Here is a 15936-nt window from a genome sequence, read left to right as displayed (position 1 = left end):
ACGACCATGCGAAAACGCGCGCGAACCCTCGCGCGCGTGCTTCTCAAATCAACGACGGATGTTGTGCTTTTCGAGCAGCGCCTTGTAGCGCGCCTCGTCCTTGCGCTTGATGTAGTCAAGCAGGGAACGACGCGTCGACACGAGCTTCAGGAGGCCGCGGCGTGAATGGTTGTCCTTCACATGGCTCTTGAAGTGCTCGGTGAGGTTATTGATGCGTTCCGACAGGATCGCGACCTGAACCTCGGGCGAGCCGGTGTCGCCGGCTTTGTTGGCATTCGTCTTGATGACTTCCGCTTTGCGCTCTGCGGTAATCGACATCGTCAGTTACTTTCATGGTTGCGAGCCGGACCGGCAGTCAGTCCGTTCAGGTTGAACACGCGCTTGGGGATGAGTTCGCCATTGCCAATTTCGGCAAGCGCGAGAAGCCGGCCTGCCACCGTGACATAGACTGTGCCGCTGGTATTGGGCGCATCCCGTCCGCGCAACAAAACGGCCTGGCCCCTGTGGAGCCTTGCCGCATCAGCCCGTGTGACGGCCAGTGCCGGGATGTCGTCCAGCGCGGTCTCAACGGGCAAAAGCGCGTCGGCGAGGCTGCCCTCGCCAGACGCGGCTCTATTGCATAAAGCCTCCAACTGTTCCAGCGGAATCATGTCCCGTTCGGTAAACGGACCGACAAGGGTCCGCCGCAGGGCGCAGATATGGCCGAAACAGCCCAGAATTCGGCCCATATCGCGGGCCAGCGCCCGGACATAGGTTCCCTTGCCGCACTCGGCCTCGAACACGGACTGGCCGTTATCGCCATGTTCCGCAAGGGTTAATTCGTGGATCTCGACCGGGCGGGGCTTCAGTTCCACGGTCTCGCCGTCGCGCGCCAGATCATAGGCGCGCTCGCCCTGCACCTTGATCGCCGAATATTGCGGCGGGATCTGCTCGATCACCCCGGTGAAGCGCGGCAACAGTTCCCGGATCGAATCGGCGGTCGGCCGGCTCTCGCTGGTCCGGACCGGCCGCCCCTCGGTGTCGTCGGTGTCGCGCTCCTCGCCCCAGCACACCGTGAAGCGGTAGCGCTTGCGGCCGTCCATCACGAACGGCACCGTCTTGGTGGCCTCGCCCAGCGCGATCGGCAAGCCGCCGGAGGCGAGCGGATCGAGCGTGCCGGCATGGCCGGCGCGCTTGGCCTGGAACAGGCGCTTGAGCACCGCGACCGCCTGCGTCGAGGTCATGCCGATCGGCTTGTCGAGCACCACCCAGCCGTGGACGTCGCGCTTGTCGCGGCGCGGCTGCTGGTTCTGCCTGCCCTGCTTCTGGCGCGGGTCGTTGTTGGTGCGGCGCGCATCGTCGGTGCGCTGGCCGGCAAAAGCATCCCGCTCAGCGTCGCGCGCGTCGGCATCTTTCGCGTCGATAACGCTGTTGGTCGTCATCACAGTCATCACTCGTCGTCCGAATCGGGTGCAAGGTCTCGCTGCACCGCAGGTGTCCGCAGTAGTTTCTCGATGCGCTCCGCCTCGTCGAACCGCTCGTCGACGCGGAAGCGAATGTCGGGTGCAAATTTCAGGTTGACGCGGTGCGCGATCTCGCCGCGAAGGAATTTCTTGTTGCGCTCGAGCGCGGATATCACCGTGTCGGTGTCGCGGCCGCCGAGCGGCATCACATAGATCGTCGCGAGCTTCAGGTCCGGCGACATACGCACCTCGGGAACGGTGATGATGTGGCCTTCCAGATCGGGATCGTGGACGTCACCCTGCGACAGAATATCGGCAACCGCATGGCGAACCGTTTCACCGACGCGCAGCTGACGTTGTGAGCCGCCGGGGCTGGAACTCTTCTTTTGACGGGGCATGACCTTCTTCCAAAACCGTCACGCCCGCTGGCCGTGGCCGCGGGCATCAATGTCCTAGCTTTGCTTTCAATCAGACAATGCGCTGGCGGCCGGACCAAAGTCCGGCCACGCCGTCGCATTTTCAGTTAAATGGACCCGGGCTCTTCGTAAGATTTGGACTTACAGAGAGCGCTGGATCGTCTCGATGCGGTAACACTCGATCACGTCGCCGACACGCATGTCGCCGTAGTTCTCGAACGCCATGCCACACTCCTGGCCGGAGACCACTTCCTTCACTTCATCCTTGAAGCGCTTCAGCGTCGACAGCTTGCCTTCGTGCACCACCACGTTGTCGCGGATCAGGCGAACATTGGCGCCGCGTTCCACGGTGCCGTCGGTGACGCGGCAACCCGCGACCTTGCCGACCTTGGAAATGTTGAACACTTCCAGGATCTGCGCGTTGCCCAGCATGGTTTCGCGCAGCGTGGGCGCGAGCAGGCCGGACATCGCCTTTTTGATGTCATCCACGAGGTCGTAGATGATGTTGTAGTAGCGGATCTCGATGCCGTTGCGCTTGGCCGCGGCCGCCGCTTCCTTGTTGGCGCGGACCGAGAAGCCGATGATCGCGGCGTTGAAGCCTTCCGCCAGCGTGACGTCGGATTCCGAGATGCCGCCGACGCCGGCATGCAGGATGCGGGCGGCGACCTCGTCGGTGCCGAGCTTCTCCAGCGAGCCCAGGATCGCTTCCAGTGAGCCCTGCACGTCGGCCTTGACGATCAGCGGGAACTCCTTGCGGCCCGCGGTCTTCAGCTGCGACATCATCTGTTCGAGCGAGCCGCGCATGCCGGAGATCGAGGCAGCCGCGTTCTCGCGCTTCTGGTGCGCACGGTAGCTCGTGACCTGGCGGGCACGGGCCTCGTTCTCGACAACGGCGAGACGGTCGCCGGCTTCCGGCGGACCGTTGAAGCCGAGCACCTCGACCGGCACGGACGGACCGGCCTCTTCGAGATTCTCGCCCTGGTCGGAGATCAAGGCACGGACACGGCCCATTTCGGCGCCGGCGACGATGATGTCGCCGATGCGCAGCGTGCCGCGCTGCACCAGCACGGTTGCGACCGGACCGCGGCCGCGATCGAGCTTGGCTTCGATCACGGTGCCTTCCGCCGGGCGCTGCGAATTGGTCTTCAGGTCGAGGATTTCGGCCTGCAGCGCGATCATCTCGAGCAGCCGGTCGAGATTGGTCTTGTTCTTGGCCGAGACCTCGACGTCGACGACGTCGCCGCCGAGCGATTCGACCTGCACCTCGTGCTGCAGCAGTTCGGTGCGCACGCGCTCGGGGCGCGCGTCGGGCTTGTCGATCTTGTTGATCGCCACGATCATCGGCACCTTGGCCGCCTTGGCGTGGTTGATCGCCTCGATCGTCTGCGGCATCACGCCGTCATCGGCCGCGACCACCAGCACGACGATGTCGGTGACCTTGGCGCCGCGGGCGCGCATCGCGGTGAACGCGGCGTGGCCGGGCGTATCGATGAAGGTGATCTTGGTGCCGCTCTCGGGCGAGAGCACCTGATAGGCGCCGATATGCTGGGTGATGCCGCCGGCCTCGCCCGACACCACATTGGCGTGGCGCAGCGCGTCGAGCAGCGAGGTCTTGCCGTGGTCGACGTGACCCATGACGGTGACCACGGGCGAGCGCGGCTCGGTGTCGGTGGAATCATCGACGATGTCGAACAGGCCTTCCTCGACGTCGGACGCGGCGACGCGCTTGACGGTGTGGCCGAGTTCCTCGGCGATCAGCTGTGCGGTGTCGGCATCGATCACGTCGGTGATCTTGTGCATCGCGCCCTGCTTCATCAGCATGCGGATGACATCGACCGCGCGCTCCGACATCCGGTTCGCGAGTTCCTGGATCGCGATCACTTCCGGAATGACGACTTCGCGGATCAGCTTTTCCTTCTGCTCGTTTGCGGCGTGACCCTTCAGGCGCTGGGTACGGCGGCGGAACGAGGCGATCGAGCGCTCGCGCACGTCGTCGGCGTTGAGCGCGGTGACGACGGTCAGGCGTCCGCGCTGCTTCTGCGGGCCGGGCTTGTGAGTGGTCTTCGGGGCCGCGACAGGACGCACGGCGCCGCCGGGGCGGCGCACCAGGCGCGGACCTTCGTCCTCGTCCGCCTCGGCGGCAACGGCCGGCGGCCGCCCCGGGGCAGCAGGCGTGCGCGCAGCAGGCGTCGTGGTCGTTGCCGGGCGGGCGGCGCCGGGCGCACGGGCGGCCGGAGCAGACGCAGGTGCGGCTCCGGCAGGCTTGGCGGGAGCGGCGACAGGCGCCGCACCGGGCTTGGCCTCGCCTTCGCCAAAGCGGCGCTTGGCCTCGACCTCAGCCTTGCGCTTGGTCTCTTCCTCGTGGCGATGGCGTTCCTCTTCCGCCTTGCGGCGGGCCTCGGCGGCCTCGCGCTCTGCCTTCTCGGCAGCCTCGCGGACGGCGCGGCGCTTGGCTTCCTCTTCGGCCTGGCGGCGCTCTTCGATGTCGCGCTGACGGGCGTCGGCCAGCGCGCTGGCACGCGCGGAACGCTCGTCCTCGGTCAGGGTCGGCAGCACCACGCCGGAGCGGGTGTTACGCTGTTGCTGGCCGGGGGGCGGGCCCGAGGGGCGGCCGAGGGGCGGCCTGGCGGCGGGCGCCGCCGGCTTTGCAACCACGGGTTCCGGCGCATGCGCCTCGCCGGGACCATCGCCACCGACGCGGCGCTTGCCGCGCTTCTCGACCACGACCTGCTTGGTCCGGCCGTGGCTGAAGCTCTGGCGCACGGTGCCCGTCTCGACGCGCGGCTTCAGCGACAGCGTCTTGCTCGGGACACTCAAAGTCTTGTCGCCAGGGGTCTTGGTATCAACCATTCAGCAGTCCTAATCTCGTTTCGCTGTGCGTTTGCCGCACAAATCCTTCAACGTGTCGTCGTTTGCTGAGCATGACCGGTCGGAAAGACGGCGTCCGCCTTCCCGGATCACGCTCTGGAATTTCTGGCCGCTTCGGCGGTCTTGTCGTCGTCGGCCATCCGGTATCGGACCAGCATCTGGCAGCGCGACAGGAACGTCTTGCTCGCCGGGCCCGCGAGCAGCGCAGCATGTATCACATTTGACCGCCCAAGTGCCAAATCCAATTCTTCCGACGTCAAAACATTGACGACCGGGATTACCGGCGATTCACCACGTTTTTCGCCCCTTTGCCTGACGATCGCGTCCAATTTGCGGATTCCGTCCGCCGCGCCGTCGGAAGCGTGGATCAGGGCTGCAGTTTCGTTCCGGTTGAGTGCGTCCTCGACCTTGCCGAAGCCCGAAACGACCTGACCGGCCTTGGCGGCCATTGCCAGGGCCTCGGTGACGCTGCGCACCAGGAGGGTGTCGGTGTCGGTGGGGAGGGTCGGCGCGACGCGGACGTCGCGCTTGAATCCCCTGCTAAATTGGTGACGGCGGACCGCTTCCGCAACGCTGCGCCGCGACGCGGAAACCCATAATCCGCGGCCGGGCAGCTTGCGCTTCAGATCCGGGATCACCTCGCCCGTGGGCGCGATGACGAACCGGATCAGCTCGTCGATCGGACGCACCTCGCGGCTGACCGCGCACATCCGCGTGGTCGCGGACTTCTGCGTCCGCGGTCCATCGTCGAGATCGGGGTCAGCCTGAGCCAGCATCCGTCGGGCATCTCCTTCGTGAATTGGCGCGAGTTCTTATCGCAAAGCCGGTATCCACCTTTGCGGAACACGCGCTACGAAGCCGTCGTTTCTGCTTCGGCGGCCTCGGCCTCCTCGGCAGGCTTGGCGAGGTCGGCCTCGGTGATCCAGCCGGCCTTCAGACGGGCCTGCATGATCATGGCCTCGGCCTCGTCGCGCGAGATCTCGATGCCGTCGAGGAACCCGGCATGCTTGGTCGGCTCGCCGCCTTCCTTGCGCTCGGTCCAGCCGACCAGATCGTCGGTGGCGCAGCCGGCGAGATCCTCGACCGTCTTGACGTCGTTCTCGCCGAGCTTCACCAGCATCTTGCCGGTGATGCCGGGCACGTCCTTCATGGCGTCCTCGACGCCGAGTTCCTTGCGCTTGGCTTCCAGTTCCGCCTCGAGCTGTTCCAGATACTCGCGGGCGCGGGTCTGCAGCTCGTTGGCGGTCTCCTCGTCGAAACCCTCGATGCCGGCGAGTTCCTTGACGTCGACCAGCGCGAGTTCCTCGACCGAGGTGAAGCCTTCGGAGGCGAGCAGCTGGCCGACCACCTCGTCGACATTGAGCGCTTCCATGAACACGCGGGTCGAGTTCTCGAAATCGGCTTGGCGGCGCTCCGACTCTTCCTGCTCGGTCAGGATGTCGATGTCCCAGCCGGTCAGCTGCGAGGCGAGGCGGACGTTCTGGCCGCGGCGGCCGATCGCCAGCGACAGCTGGTTGTTGGTGTCGGGAACCACGACCTCGATGCGCTCGCGGTCCTCGTCGATCACGACCTTGGCGACTTCAGCCGGCGCCAGCGCGTTGACGACGAAGGTCGCGATGTCGGGCGACCACGGGATGATGTCGATCTTCTCGCCCTGCAGCTCGTTCACTACGGCCTGCACGCGCGAGCCGCGCATGCCGACGCAGGCGCCGACCGGGTCGACCGAGGAGTCGCGCGAGATCACGCCGATCTTGGCGCGCGAGCCCGGATCGCGAGCGACCGCCTTGATCTCGACGATGCCGTCGTAGATCTCCGGCACTTCCTGCGCGAACAGCTTCGCCATGAACTGCGGATGGGTGCGCGACAGGAAGATCTGCGGACCGCGGGTCTCGCGGCGGACGTCGAAGATATAGGCGCGGACGCGGTCGCCGTTGCGGAACACTTCGCGCGGCAGCATCTCGTCGCGGCGCACGATCGCTTCGCCGCGGCCGAGGTCGACGATCACGCTGCCATATTCGACACGCTTGACGATGCCGTTGACGATGTCGCCGATGCGGTCCTTGAATTCCTGGTACTGCCGGTCGCGCTCGGCCTCGCGCACCTTTTGCACGATCACCTGCTTGGCCGACTGCGCGGCGATGCGGCCATATTCCAGCGGCGGCAGCGTGTCGGCGATGGTGTCGCCGACCTGGGCGCCCGGATTGGCGCGCTGCGCGTCGTGCAGCGAAATCTGGTTCGACGAGTTCTCGACGACGTCGACCACCAGCATGTGGCGGGTCAGCCGCAGCTCGCCCTTCTTGGCGTCGATCTCGGCATGGACGTCGGTCTCGCTGCCGTAGCGGGCACGCGCGGCCTTGGCGATGGCGTCTTCCATCGCCGCGATCACGATGGAGCGGTCGATCGACTTTTCGCGCGCAACTGCGTCTGCGATCTGCAGCAGTTCGAGTTTGTTGGCGCTGACTGCCATGGCTTAGTCTCCTTCGGATGGATCGATCTCGCCACGGCGCGCGCGCTCGGCCGCCAGGCGGTGCTTTTTGGTGTTGGTCGGGGCCGGCTTCTTGCCGGGCTTGTGAGCAGGCTTGTCACCAGGCTTGGGTTTCGGCTTCTGACTCTTCGCCGGATCGCTCTTCCTGGCGTGGGCCGGCTGCGGCGGCGCGAGGCCGAGCTCGCGGCGCAGCTCGCGCTCGGCGGCCTTGCCGCGGCGCATCGATTCCTCGATCAGCTCGTCGGTCAGCACCAGCCGCGCGTCCGAGATGTCCTCCATCACCAGGAGAACCTCGGCGTCCTCGTCGGGACGCGGATCGTCGCGCCTGACGCGCACCGCATCGCCTTCGACGCCGGCAAGCACGCCGCGGAACCGCTTGCGGCCCTGATGCGCCACCGCCATCTCGATCTTCACGAGATGCCCGGTATAGCGCTCGAAGTCGGAGCGGCGCACCAGCGGGCGGTCGATGCCGGGCGAGGAGATTTCCAGCCGGTAGGCGCGCTCGATCGGGTCGGCGACATCGAGCACCGGCGACAGCGCGCGCGAGATCGCCTCGCAATCCTCGAGCTGCATCGAGCCGTCGGGCCGCTCCGCCATGATCTGCACGGTGCAGCCGGCATCGCCCGAGACCTTGATGCGCACCAGGCGATAGCCCATGCCCTGCAGCACCGGGACCGCCACCGCGGCGACGCGCGCCGCGACCCCGGGCTCGACGACGAGACGCGGCTCGGCGAGCAGTTCGGTGTCCACGGACGTGGCGGTCGGTTCGGTCATATCCAGTGTCAAAGGCTGTCTAAAGTCTAAAGGCTGCTGAGGTCTGTTGTGTTGTTCAGGTGGCCTTAAGGGGCCGCTAACGCTACCCAAACCGGACCCGGCCTCGTTGGGTCCCGTCAGGTAATAAAAAAGAGCGGGTCCCGGGGGGCCCACTCTCCTACGCGATCGTATGAGATACCATAAGTTGCGCTGGATATAGCTCTTTTGCCCGGGTCCGGCAAGGCCCCCGGGCTCCAGCGGGAGGCGATTTTACGGCTCCCCGGACGCCGGATTGATCTAACCCTCCGTTTACGAACGGGACCATAGATTGCCGAAAATCGGCAGAAGTCGCCGGTTGGACAAGGCCCATGACGACAGCCCCTGCGCTGATCCCGGAACTCGACGACATCGTTCGCCGCGGCGACCCCAAGCGCCGCGCCGAGGCCGCGCGCCGGCTCGGCGAGCTGTTCCTGCAGGGCGCCGCGGGCTTTCGCCCCGACCATATCGATCTGTTCGACGGGGTGCTGACCAGCCTGGTGCCGCATGCCGAGCTTGCTGCGCGGATCGATCTCGCCGAACGGCTCGCGCCCCTCGCCAACGCGCCGCGCCATCTGGTCGGGCAGCTCGCCCGCGACGACGAGGTCGCGATCGCGGGGCCGCTGCTGCGCCGATCGCCGGTGATTGACGAAAAGGTGCTGATCGAGATCGCCAATGGCAAGGGCCAGGGCCATCTGCTCGCGATGGCCGAGCGATCGAAGCTCTCGACTGCGCTGACCGACGTCCTCGTCCGCCGCGGCGATCGCGATGTGATCCGATGCGCGGCCGGCAATGCGGGCGCCACGTTCTCGGATGCGTCCTTTGCGACGCTGGTGCGGCGCGCCGGCCAGGACGGCGTGCTGACGCTGCGCATCGGCCGCCGCGATGATCTTCCGCCCGAGCATCTGAAGGGCCTGCTCGCCGGCTCGATCGACGTGATCCGCCGCCGCCTGCATGCCGTCGCCAAACCGGAACGCCAGGCCGAGATCAAGCTGGCGATGAACGAGATCGAGGGCGTGATCGTTCAGGTCGAGGGCCGCGATTTCACGGCCGCGCAGCGCGCCATCCTGGCGCTGCATCGCGCCGGCGAATTGAACGAGGCCGCGGTGGCCGGCTTCGCAAAGGCCTTCAAATACGAGGAATGCGTGGCGGCGCTCGCCGCGATGGCCGGCGTGAAAATCGTCACGCTCGATCGCCTGATCTCCGGCGACCGTTACGATCCGATCCTGATCGCCAGCAAGACGATCGGCTTCGAATGGCCGACCGTGCGCGCCCTGATCCTGATGCGGCTCGGGCCGAACCGCGTGCCGTCTCCTGCCGATATCGAAGGTGCGCGGGTGAACTTCGTGCGCCTGATGCCGTCAACGGCGCAGCGCGTCGTGGAGTTCTGGAAGTCGCGCTAGTTCAAGCGCAACTGCTCTTGGCTCCGTCATCCTGAGGAGCGCCGCAGGCGCGTCTCGAAGGATGCACGGCCACAGTTGGGCCGTCGACCCTTCGAGACGCGCGTTCCGCGCTCCTCAGGGTGACGGTACCATCAATTACCTCCCAATTTCAAATTGACCCGCTATGCTTTCCGCAAGGCGCGACACAGCGCCAACAGGGAGATCGCCATGCTGACGGACGCCGACATCCAATCGCACGCTGCGCGGATCCGCGACGACGGATACACCGTGATCGAGCGCGCCGCCTCGCCGGATTTGGTCGAGGGGTTGAAGGCGGCGGTCCTGAGAATCGAGCGCGAGCACAATCTCGCACCTGCCAGGACGTCGTTCGAGGGCTTCAAGACGCTGCGCATCAACAACCTCCTGACCTATGACGATCTGTTCTGGGAGGTGCCGCTGCATGACAACGTGCTGCCGGTGGTCGAACGCGTGCTGGACAGGGAATGCCTGCTCTCGTCGTTCTGCTCGTTGGTGCTCGGCCCGGGCCAGGAGGCGCAGCCGATCCACGAAGACACCCAGTTGATCCCGTTGCCGCGGCCGCACATTCCGATCACGATCAATGCGATCTGGGCGCTGTCCGATTTCCGCGAAGATAACGGCGCGACGCGGATCATCCCGCGCAGCCACAAATTCGATTCGTCGCCCGAATACGGCAAGGAGTACGACGCGGTCACCGCGACCATGCCGGCCGGCAGCGTGATGCTGTTCGACAGCGCGCTGTGGCATGGCGGCGGCGCCAACACCAGCGACGCCAGGCGCTTTGCCTTCTCCTGCGCCTATTGCTGGGGCTGGATGCGGCAACAGGAGAACCTGCAACTCGGTATTCCGCGCGAGACCGCGGCCCGCTTTCCGCGCCGTCTGCAGGAATTGTGCGGCTACAGCGTCTACAAGGGGCAGTTCGGCCACATCGACAATCACGATCCGATCGAGCTGCTCGGCCGCGAGCGCGGCAAGCGGATGGTGTGGGAGGCGACCGACGTCAGGAAGGCGCGGCTGGCGGGGAAGTAATTCCCTTCGCTGTCATGCCCGGGACAAGCCCGGGCATGACGAGGTGCTAGAGCCTGCGAAACCTCAAATACGCCGCCTTGCGCCCCTCGCGCTCGGCTTTGGCGCCGTAACGCGTCATCGTGTAGTTCGGCCACGGCTGTTGCCAGTCGATCGCGCGCTCGGCGAGCCAGGCGAAGTCGGGCGAGCGCATCAGATGCGCCAGCGTCCAGGCGCAGTAGTCGTCGATATCGCTGACGAAGCGGAATTCGCCGCCCGGCGGCAGCAGCCGCGTCATGGCAGTGACCGTTGCATCCTGCACGAAGCGCCGCTTCCAGTGCCGCCGCTTCGGCCACGGATCGGGATGAATCAGGTCGATGCGCGCAAGCGAGCGCGGTGGCGCCCAGGCCAGCAGCTCGGCCGCGTCGCCGGCGAACAGGCGGATGTTGCCGATGTTCAGCGCCTCGATCTGGGTCAGGATCTTCGCCATGCCGTTGACATAGGGCTCGCAGCCGATGAAGCCGGTGGTCGGAAAGGCCAGTGCCTCCGCGATCAGATGCTCGCCGCCGCCGAAGCCGATCTCGAGCCTGACATTCTCGATGCCGTCATCGAACAATTCGGTCAGCGCCTCGGGCGCGGGCGCCGAGATGTCGACGGCCAGATGCGGCAGCAGAGTGTCGATCAGGTCGGCCTGATGCGGGCGCAGCTTGTGGCCCTTGCGCCGTCCGAAGAACGAGCCGCGCGCATGCGCCATCGTGCCGTCGTCGGGGGAATCGCGATCGCCGCGGTCGCCTGGAGCCGGTGTCATCGCAGCGTTTGATAGAGACGGTGGAGCAGCCGCGCGCGCGGCTCAATCGACGAGATGTAGAGCTGCTCGTAATGGGTATGCGCGCCCTTGCCGTCGACGCCGAGGCCGTCGAGGGTCGCGGTGTGCGGCGCGGTGAAATTGCCGTCGGAGCCGCCGCCGGTGAACACATCCGCCAGTTCGAAGCCGAGTTCGGCGGCCAGTCCCCTGGCGTGCTCGTAGAGTGCGGCGCCGGCGTTGCTCTTCTCATACGGCGGACGGTTCAATTCGCCCGATATCTTCACGCTGACGCCCTCGGTGCGTGAGGTGATTCGGAGGATCTTCGGCACCAGCTCGTCGGCGTCGGCCATGGTCGGCACGCGCATGTCGACTTCCGCATAGGCCTCTTCGGCGATCACGTTCGGCTTGGTGCCGCCGCGGACGACACCGACATTGACGGTGACGCCGCGCTTGAGGTCGTTCATCGCCTCCAGCGCCTGGATCACATTGCCGAGTTCCCGGATCGCGCTGCGGCCGTCCTCGGGGCGCGTGCCGGCATGGGCCGGCGCGCCCTTGATGAACACGTCGAAGCGCGCAACGCCCTTGCGTCCGGTGACGATCTTGCCGCCGTCGCGCGCCGGCTCGGTCACCAGCACGTATTTGGCCTTGCGGCCCTCGGCCTCGATCAGCGCCCGCGAGGTCGGGCTGCCGATCTCCTCGTCCGATACGTAGAGCTGGGTGATCCCGAGCGATGGGCGCGCGCCGTCGGCGCAGACCTGCCGGAATGCATGATAGGCGAGGTAGGCGCCGCCCTTCATGTCGTAGATGCCGGGGCCGAACGCGCTGTCGCCGTCGACCGTGAATGGTAACCGTTCGATGAATCCCATCGGATGGACTGTGTCGAGATGGCTCAGCACCAGGATGCCCGGCGCGTCCTGGCCCCAGGACGAGCGCGTCACCAGGTGATCGCCGCAGCCGTCGCGTCCCGCAATGCGCTCCACCGTGGCCGGCAGGTCGCGGTAGCCCGACGCGACGAGATCAGCCAGCTTGTTGACCTGATCGGGCCGCTCCGTCGGAGATTCGATCTCGACCCAGCGGCGGATGCCGTCGAGAATCACGGCGGTTTCGAACGGATTGCTGGACATGCTGTTGTCGTCGCCTGTGGATTTCGCTTTGTCATTGCGCGCACGCGCCAAAGCATGATCCGAAATCATGCTCAAACGAGGCGCTAAAGCGCGATGATGCTCAAGCTGAACTCATCGCGGTAGCGTACGCCGGAATGGCATATTCCAGATTTGACGATCTCTCAAACGGATATGGCTGAATCAGGCCTGCTCGGCTGCCTCGCGCGCCGCGATCTGCTCGACCAGTTCGACGATGCTGCGGCGGAGCTTGGCGTCCGCAATCCGCGTGAAGGCGCGGGTCAGGGCCAGGCCCTCGGCGGTTGCCAGAAAATCGGAGACATAGGTCGGCGAGGCGCCCTCGCTGAAGCCGTCGGCGGTCTTGACCCCGCTCGGGCCGCCGTCGAACAGGAAGGAGACCGGCACCTGCAGGATTTCTGAGATCTGCTGCAGCCGGCTGGCGCCGACGCGGTTGGTGCCCTTCTCGTATTTCTGCACCTGCTGGAACGTCAGGCCTAGCGCCTCGCCCAGTTTCTCCTGGCTCATGCCGAGCATGATGCGTCGCATACGGACGCGGCTGCCGACATATTTGTCAACAGGATTGGGCGCTTTGGTGGACATCTCCAACTCTCCTAAGGGATTGCGCGCCCGTGGATGAGGCAAGTTGGAAGTGGAGTATGCCTCAGGCGCCGGTGCCGTCAAATCCTGCAAGGAGGATCGGGACGAAATGCGGACAATTTGCGCAAAGGGGCTGACTTGGCTTGTGATTTCGCGTGGACCCGTACAATGCGAAGTGCACGGTCGATCTGTCAACTGGTGGAATCATACTGAGGTAAATTTCGACGTTTTTTCGGGTTCGCGACAACCGGCGATATGCAGCCGTCAGGGTTTTCGCCTCACAAACCGCCGCCGCAACACGAACGCCAGGGTTGTGATCACAATCACAGCGGCGGGGATGTTCCCGACACGCGCATAGATCGTCGGCGCGATGGCCGCCGGCAGGCCGGCATCGAGCACGCCTTCGATGCCGAGCCCGAGTTGCGCGACGATCCGGCCAACCGGGTCGATGATGGCCGAGATGCCCGTATTTGCGGCGCGGACCATCGGCAGGCCTTCCTCGATGGTGCGCAGCCGGGCTTGTTGCAGGTGCTGGTAAGGACCGGTCGAGATTCCGAACCATCCGTCATTGGTGACATTGACGATCCAGCCGGGACGGTCGTCGCGGCTCACGACATTGCCGGGAAAGATCGCCTCGTAGCAGATCAGCGGCAGGGCGCGCGGCGCATTCGGAATATCGAGCGTCCGGCGGATCGTGCCGGGAATGTAGCCGCCCTGCACCTTGGTGAGCTGCACGAAGCCGAGCTTCTCCATCCAGTCCTGGAACGGCAGATATTCTCCGAACGGGACAAGATGCAGCTTGTCGTAGACCGCAAGCACGCTGCCGTCGTGGTCGATGACGTAGACGGAATTATAGGCGCGCGTGACGCGGACGCCGGGCGGCAGATCGGGCGCGCGCACCGAACCGGTGATCAGCACGGTTCCCTTCGGCAGAAGGTCGGCGATCTGCGCCATCGCGTCGGCTTCCTTGGTCAGGAAGAACGGAAACGCGGATTCCGGCCAGATCAGAATGGTGGCATCCTTCACGCCGGTGGCATGCGGCCCGGAGGCGCGATCCGACAGGGTGAGATATTTCTGCATCACCGCCGCCTTGGCGGAGTAGTTGAACTTGGCGTCCTGCTGCAAATCGGGCTGCATGATGCGCAGCTTGATGCCGTCGACCAACCTGGTCGGCTGCTGCGCGAGGCGGACGACGCCGAACGCCAGCATCGCTGCCAGAACCAGCACCGCGGCCACCGGCGCGCGCCACGGCTTGCGGCCGCGCGAGGCGCCGTCGATCAACACAGCCGGGCTTGCGAAGATCGCGACGGCCAGGAATGTCATGCCCCACAGCCCGATCAGCGACGCGGTCTGGGCGAGCGCCAGCGGCTCGGTCAGTGCGTAGCCGAACGCATTCCACGGAAAGCCGCTGAGGAGATGGCCGCGCAGCCATTCCGAAATCGTCAGGCTGACCGCGAGCGCCAGCACGCGCGAGGCGTCGCGCGGCCAGATCAGCCGCGCCAGCGCGAAGCCGAACGCGGTGAACAAAGCGAGATAGGCGGGCAAGCCGAGCACTGCGAACGGCGTCAGCCAGGCGAAGGTGTCCGCGTCGACGAAGAAGGCGTAGCCGATCCAGTACAGCCCCGGCACGAAATAGCCGAGGCCGAACCAGAAGCCGGACAGCGCCGCGGCGGGCACGCCGCGCCAGCGGCCGGCCGCGCTGCCGTCGATCAGCCAGACGGCGATGGAAAAGGTGAGAAACAGAACCGGCCAGGCGTTGAACGGCGCCATCGCAAGCGCAGACAGCGCGCCAGCCGTGAGCGCGAGGACGGCGCGTTTCCATCCCCAGGTCAGGATGATTGCAAGGCCGATCGATCGGAGCTTGTCGGACAACCTCACTGCGGACCGGCTCCCTCGCCGGGCGGCGGCATGTTGTCGTTCGCCTGCGGGTTTCCGGAGTCCGGCGCCTGCTCGCGGCGCCGCTCGCGCTCCTTGCGCGGCGTCGGCCGTTCCTTGCGCGCGGTGATGCGCACGCGCTTGACCCGCCGCGGATCGGCGTCGAGCACCTCGACCTCGTAATTGCCGGGCCCCGAAATCACCTCGCCGCGCACCGGCAGGCGCCCGACGAACGATACGAGGTAGCCGCCGAGCGTCTCGACCTCCTCGCCGGCGTCGCCGATCACGAAATCCTCGCCGATCACCGAGCGGACATCGTCGAGGCTGGCGCGCGCATCGGCGATGAAGGAGTTGTCCGGCTGGCGCACGATGGACGGCGGCTCGTCGGAATCGTGTTCGTCGTCGATCTCGCCGACGATCTGCTCGACGATATCCTCGATCGACACCAGCCCGTCGGTGCCGCCATATTCGTCGACCACCAGCGCGAGATGGATCCGCGAGGCCTGCATCTGCGCCAGCAGGTCGATCGCGCGCATCGACGGCGGGATGTAGAGCAGCTTGCGGATGATACTGGCTTCCGACAGCGGCAGCGCGAGGTCGACGCTGCGCAGATCGAGCCCGGCCGGGAACGGCTTCTTGCGCTTCGTCTTGGTCGCGTCGGTGACGCGGGCCTTCGCGGTCATGAAGGCGAGCAGGTCGCGGATGTGCACCATGCCCTCGGGGTCGTCGAGGGTCTCGTTGTAGACGACGAGCCGCGAATGCGCCGCGCTCTCGAACAGGCTCATCAATTCGCCGAGCGGAATGTCGCGCTTGACCGCGACGATGTCGGCGCGGTGCACCATGACATCGGCGATCCGCCGCTCGTTCAGCGACAGGATGTTGCGCAGCATGGTGCGCTCGATCGCCGAGAAGCCGACATCGTCGGGCGTCGAGGCGTCGAGCACCACCTGCAAATCGTCGCGCACCGAGCCGGCCTTCCAGCCGAACAGCGTGCGGATCGCGCGCACCAGCCAGCCCTCGGCCGCCGGGCGCTGCACCTCGCCCTCATGCACCACGGCGGGCAGGTTGCTCACGTTGCGCGGGTTGTCGTGGGTCGGTTCGGAATCCGGCAT

Annotated in this window: 14 protein-coding genes; 2 read left to right on the top strand and 12 right to left on the bottom strand. The window is 66.1% G+C overall.

Annotated elements, in window-relative coordinates; translation table 11 throughout:
- Window positions 1–48: 48 nt before the first annotated feature.
- The 7 genes from rpsO to rimP form a co-directional block, all read right to left on the bottom strand.
- Window positions 49–318: a 30S ribosomal protein S15 gene (rpsO, locus tag XI02_RS00260; RefSeq protein ID WP_016844725.1), complete on the bottom strand. Its 270-nt coding sequence runs from the start codon at window positions 316–318 to the stop codon at window positions 49–51.
- Between the two features lie 2 nt (window positions 319–320).
- On the bottom strand, window positions 321–1430 hold the full coding sequence (gene truB, locus XI02_RS00255; protein ID WP_069279001.1) for a tRNA pseudouridine(55) synthase TruB: 1110 nt from the start codon (window positions 1428–1430) through the stop codon (window positions 321–323).
- Window positions 1430–1840, bottom strand: a complete 411-nt coding sequence (rbfA, locus tag XI02_RS00250) for a 30S ribosome-binding factor RbfA (protein ID WP_026192026.1) — start codon at window positions 1838–1840, stop codon at window positions 1430–1432. The genes truB and rbfA overlap by 1 nt, the downstream gene beginning before the upstream one ends.
- 159 nt (window positions 1841–1999) lie before the next feature.
- Window positions 2000–4708 (bottom strand): translation initiation factor IF-2, encoded by a 2709-nt coding sequence (infB, locus tag XI02_RS00245; protein ID WP_172646265.1) that lies wholly within the window; start codon window positions 4706–4708, stop codon window positions 2000–2002.
- 107 nt (window positions 4709–4815) lie between these two features.
- Window positions 4816–5502, bottom strand: a complete 687-nt coding sequence (locus XI02_RS00240) for an RNA-binding protein (protein ID WP_016840378.1) — start codon at window positions 5500–5502, stop codon at window positions 4816–4818.
- A 74-nt stretch (window positions 5503–5576) separates the two neighbouring features.
- Complete coding sequence (nusA, locus tag XI02_RS00235; RefSeq protein ID WP_028343910.1) at window positions 5577–7193, bottom strand: transcription termination factor NusA; 1617 nt, start codon at window positions 7191–7193, stop codon at window positions 5577–5579.
- A gap of 3 nt (window positions 7194–7196) precedes the next feature.
- The gene (rimP, locus tag XI02_RS00230; protein WP_137478426.1) at window positions 7197–7985 is read right to left on the bottom strand and encodes a ribosome maturation factor RimP; all 789 of its coding nucleotides are present in this window, start codon (window positions 7983–7985) and stop codon (window positions 7197–7199) included.
- A gap of 347 nt (window positions 7986–8332) precedes the next feature.
- Between rimP and XI02_RS00225 the strand changes: the two genes are divergently transcribed.
- Window positions 8333–9403 carry a DUF2336 domain-containing protein gene (locus XI02_RS00225; RefSeq protein WP_172646266.1) on the top strand — a complete coding sequence of 357 codons (1071 nt, stop codon included), beginning with the start codon at window positions 8333–8335 and terminating at the stop codon, window positions 9401–9403.
- A gap of 207 nt (window positions 9404–9610) precedes the next feature.
- Window positions 9611–10450 (top strand): phytanoyl-CoA dioxygenase family protein, encoded by an 840-nt coding sequence (locus tag XI02_RS00220; RefSeq protein WP_026192025.1) that lies wholly within the window; start codon window positions 9611–9613, stop codon window positions 10448–10450.
- Window positions 10451–10496: 46 nt separating this feature from the next.
- Here XI02_RS00220 and XI02_RS00215 read toward each other — a convergent pair whose 3' ends face one another.
- The 5 genes from XI02_RS00215 to XI02_RS00195 form a co-directional block, all read right to left on the bottom strand.
- Window positions 10497–11234, bottom strand: a complete 738-nt coding sequence (locus XI02_RS00215; protein ID WP_244980882.1) for a tRNA (guanine(46)-N(7))-methyltransferase TrmB — start codon at window positions 11232–11234, stop codon at window positions 10497–10499.
- Window positions 11231–12355: a M20 family metallopeptidase gene (locus XI02_RS00210; protein WP_172646267.1), complete on the bottom strand. Its 1125-nt coding sequence runs from the start codon at window positions 12353–12355 to the stop codon at window positions 11231–11233. Before XI02_RS00210 ends, XI02_RS00215 begins: the two co-directional genes overlap by 4 nt.
- Before the next feature lie 180 nt (window positions 12356–12535).
- Window positions 12536–12952: a helix-turn-helix domain-containing protein gene (locus XI02_RS00205; protein WP_028335515.1), complete on the bottom strand. Its 417-nt coding sequence runs from the start codon at window positions 12950–12952 to the stop codon at window positions 12536–12538.
- 261 nt (window positions 12953–13213) lie between these two features.
- The gene (gene lnt / locus XI02_RS00200) at window positions 13214–14827 is read right to left on the bottom strand and encodes an apolipoprotein N-acyltransferase (protein ID WP_172646268.1); all 1614 of its coding nucleotides are present in this window, start codon (window positions 14825–14827) and stop codon (window positions 13214–13216) included.
- Window positions 14824–15936 (bottom strand): hemolysin family protein, encoded by a 1113-nt coding sequence (locus XI02_RS00195; protein ID WP_069278994.1) that lies wholly within the window; start codon window positions 15934–15936, stop codon window positions 14824–14826. The genes lnt and XI02_RS00195 overlap by 4 nt, the downstream gene beginning before the upstream one ends.

Origin of the sequence: Bradyrhizobium sp. CCBAU 21365 (assembly GCF_015291305.1) — a bacterium.
In the GTDB taxonomy this organism is placed as follows: domain Bacteria; phylum Pseudomonadota; class Alphaproteobacteria; order Rhizobiales; family Xanthobacteraceae; genus Bradyrhizobium; species Bradyrhizobium elkanii.
Note: the sequence above shows the minus strand (reverse complement) of the source record. Positions and strands in the feature narration are given on the sequence as shown.

Bases quoted from the DNA above. Each gene is read 5' to 3' on its own strand.
- rpsO (WP_016844725.1), bottom strand. From the start codon at position 318: ATGTCGATTACCGCAGAGCGCAAAGCGGAAGTCATCAAGACGAATGCC.
- truB (WP_069279001.1), bottom strand. From the start codon at position 1,430: ATGACTGTGATGACGACCAACAGCGTTATCGACGCGAAAGATGCCGAC.
- rbfA (WP_026192026.1), bottom strand. From the start codon at position 1,840: ATGCCCCGTCAAAAGAAGAGTTCCAGCCCCGGCGGCTCACAACGTCAG.
- infB (WP_172646265.1), bottom strand. From the start codon at position 4,708: ATGGTTGATACCAAGACCCCTGGCGACAAGACTTTGAGTGTCCCGAGC.
- XI02_RS00240 (WP_016840378.1), bottom strand. From the start codon at position 5,502: ATGCTGGCTCAGGCTGACCCCGATCTCGACGATGGACCGCGGACGCAG.
- nusA (WP_028343910.1), bottom strand. From the start codon at position 7,193: ATGGCAGTCAGCGCCAACAAACTCGAACTGCTGCAGATCGCAGACGCA.
- rimP (WP_137478426.1), bottom strand. From the start codon at position 7,985: ATGACCGAACCGACCGCCACGTCCGTGGACACCGAACTGCTCGCCGAG.
- XI02_RS00225 (WP_172646266.1), top strand. From the start codon at position 8,333: ATGACGACAGCCCCTGCGCTGATCCCGGAACTCGACGACATCGTTCGC.
- XI02_RS00220 (WP_026192025.1), top strand. From the start codon at position 9,611: ATGCTGACGGACGCCGACATCCAATCGCACGCTGCGCGGATCCGCGAC.
- XI02_RS00215 (WP_244980882.1), bottom strand. From the start codon at position 11,234: ATGACACCGGCTCCAGGCGACCGCGGCGATCGCGATTCCCCCGACGAC.
- XI02_RS00210 (WP_172646267.1), bottom strand. From the start codon at position 12,355: ATGTCCAGCAATCCGTTCGAAACCGCCGTGATTCTCGACGGCATCCGC.
- XI02_RS00205 (WP_028335515.1), bottom strand. From the start codon at position 12,952: ATGTCCACCAAAGCGCCCAATCCTGTTGACAAATATGTCGGCAGCCGC.
- XI02_RS00195 (WP_069278994.1), bottom strand. From the start codon at position 15,936: ATGCCGGATTCCGAACCGACCCACGACAACCCGCGCAACGTGAGCAAC.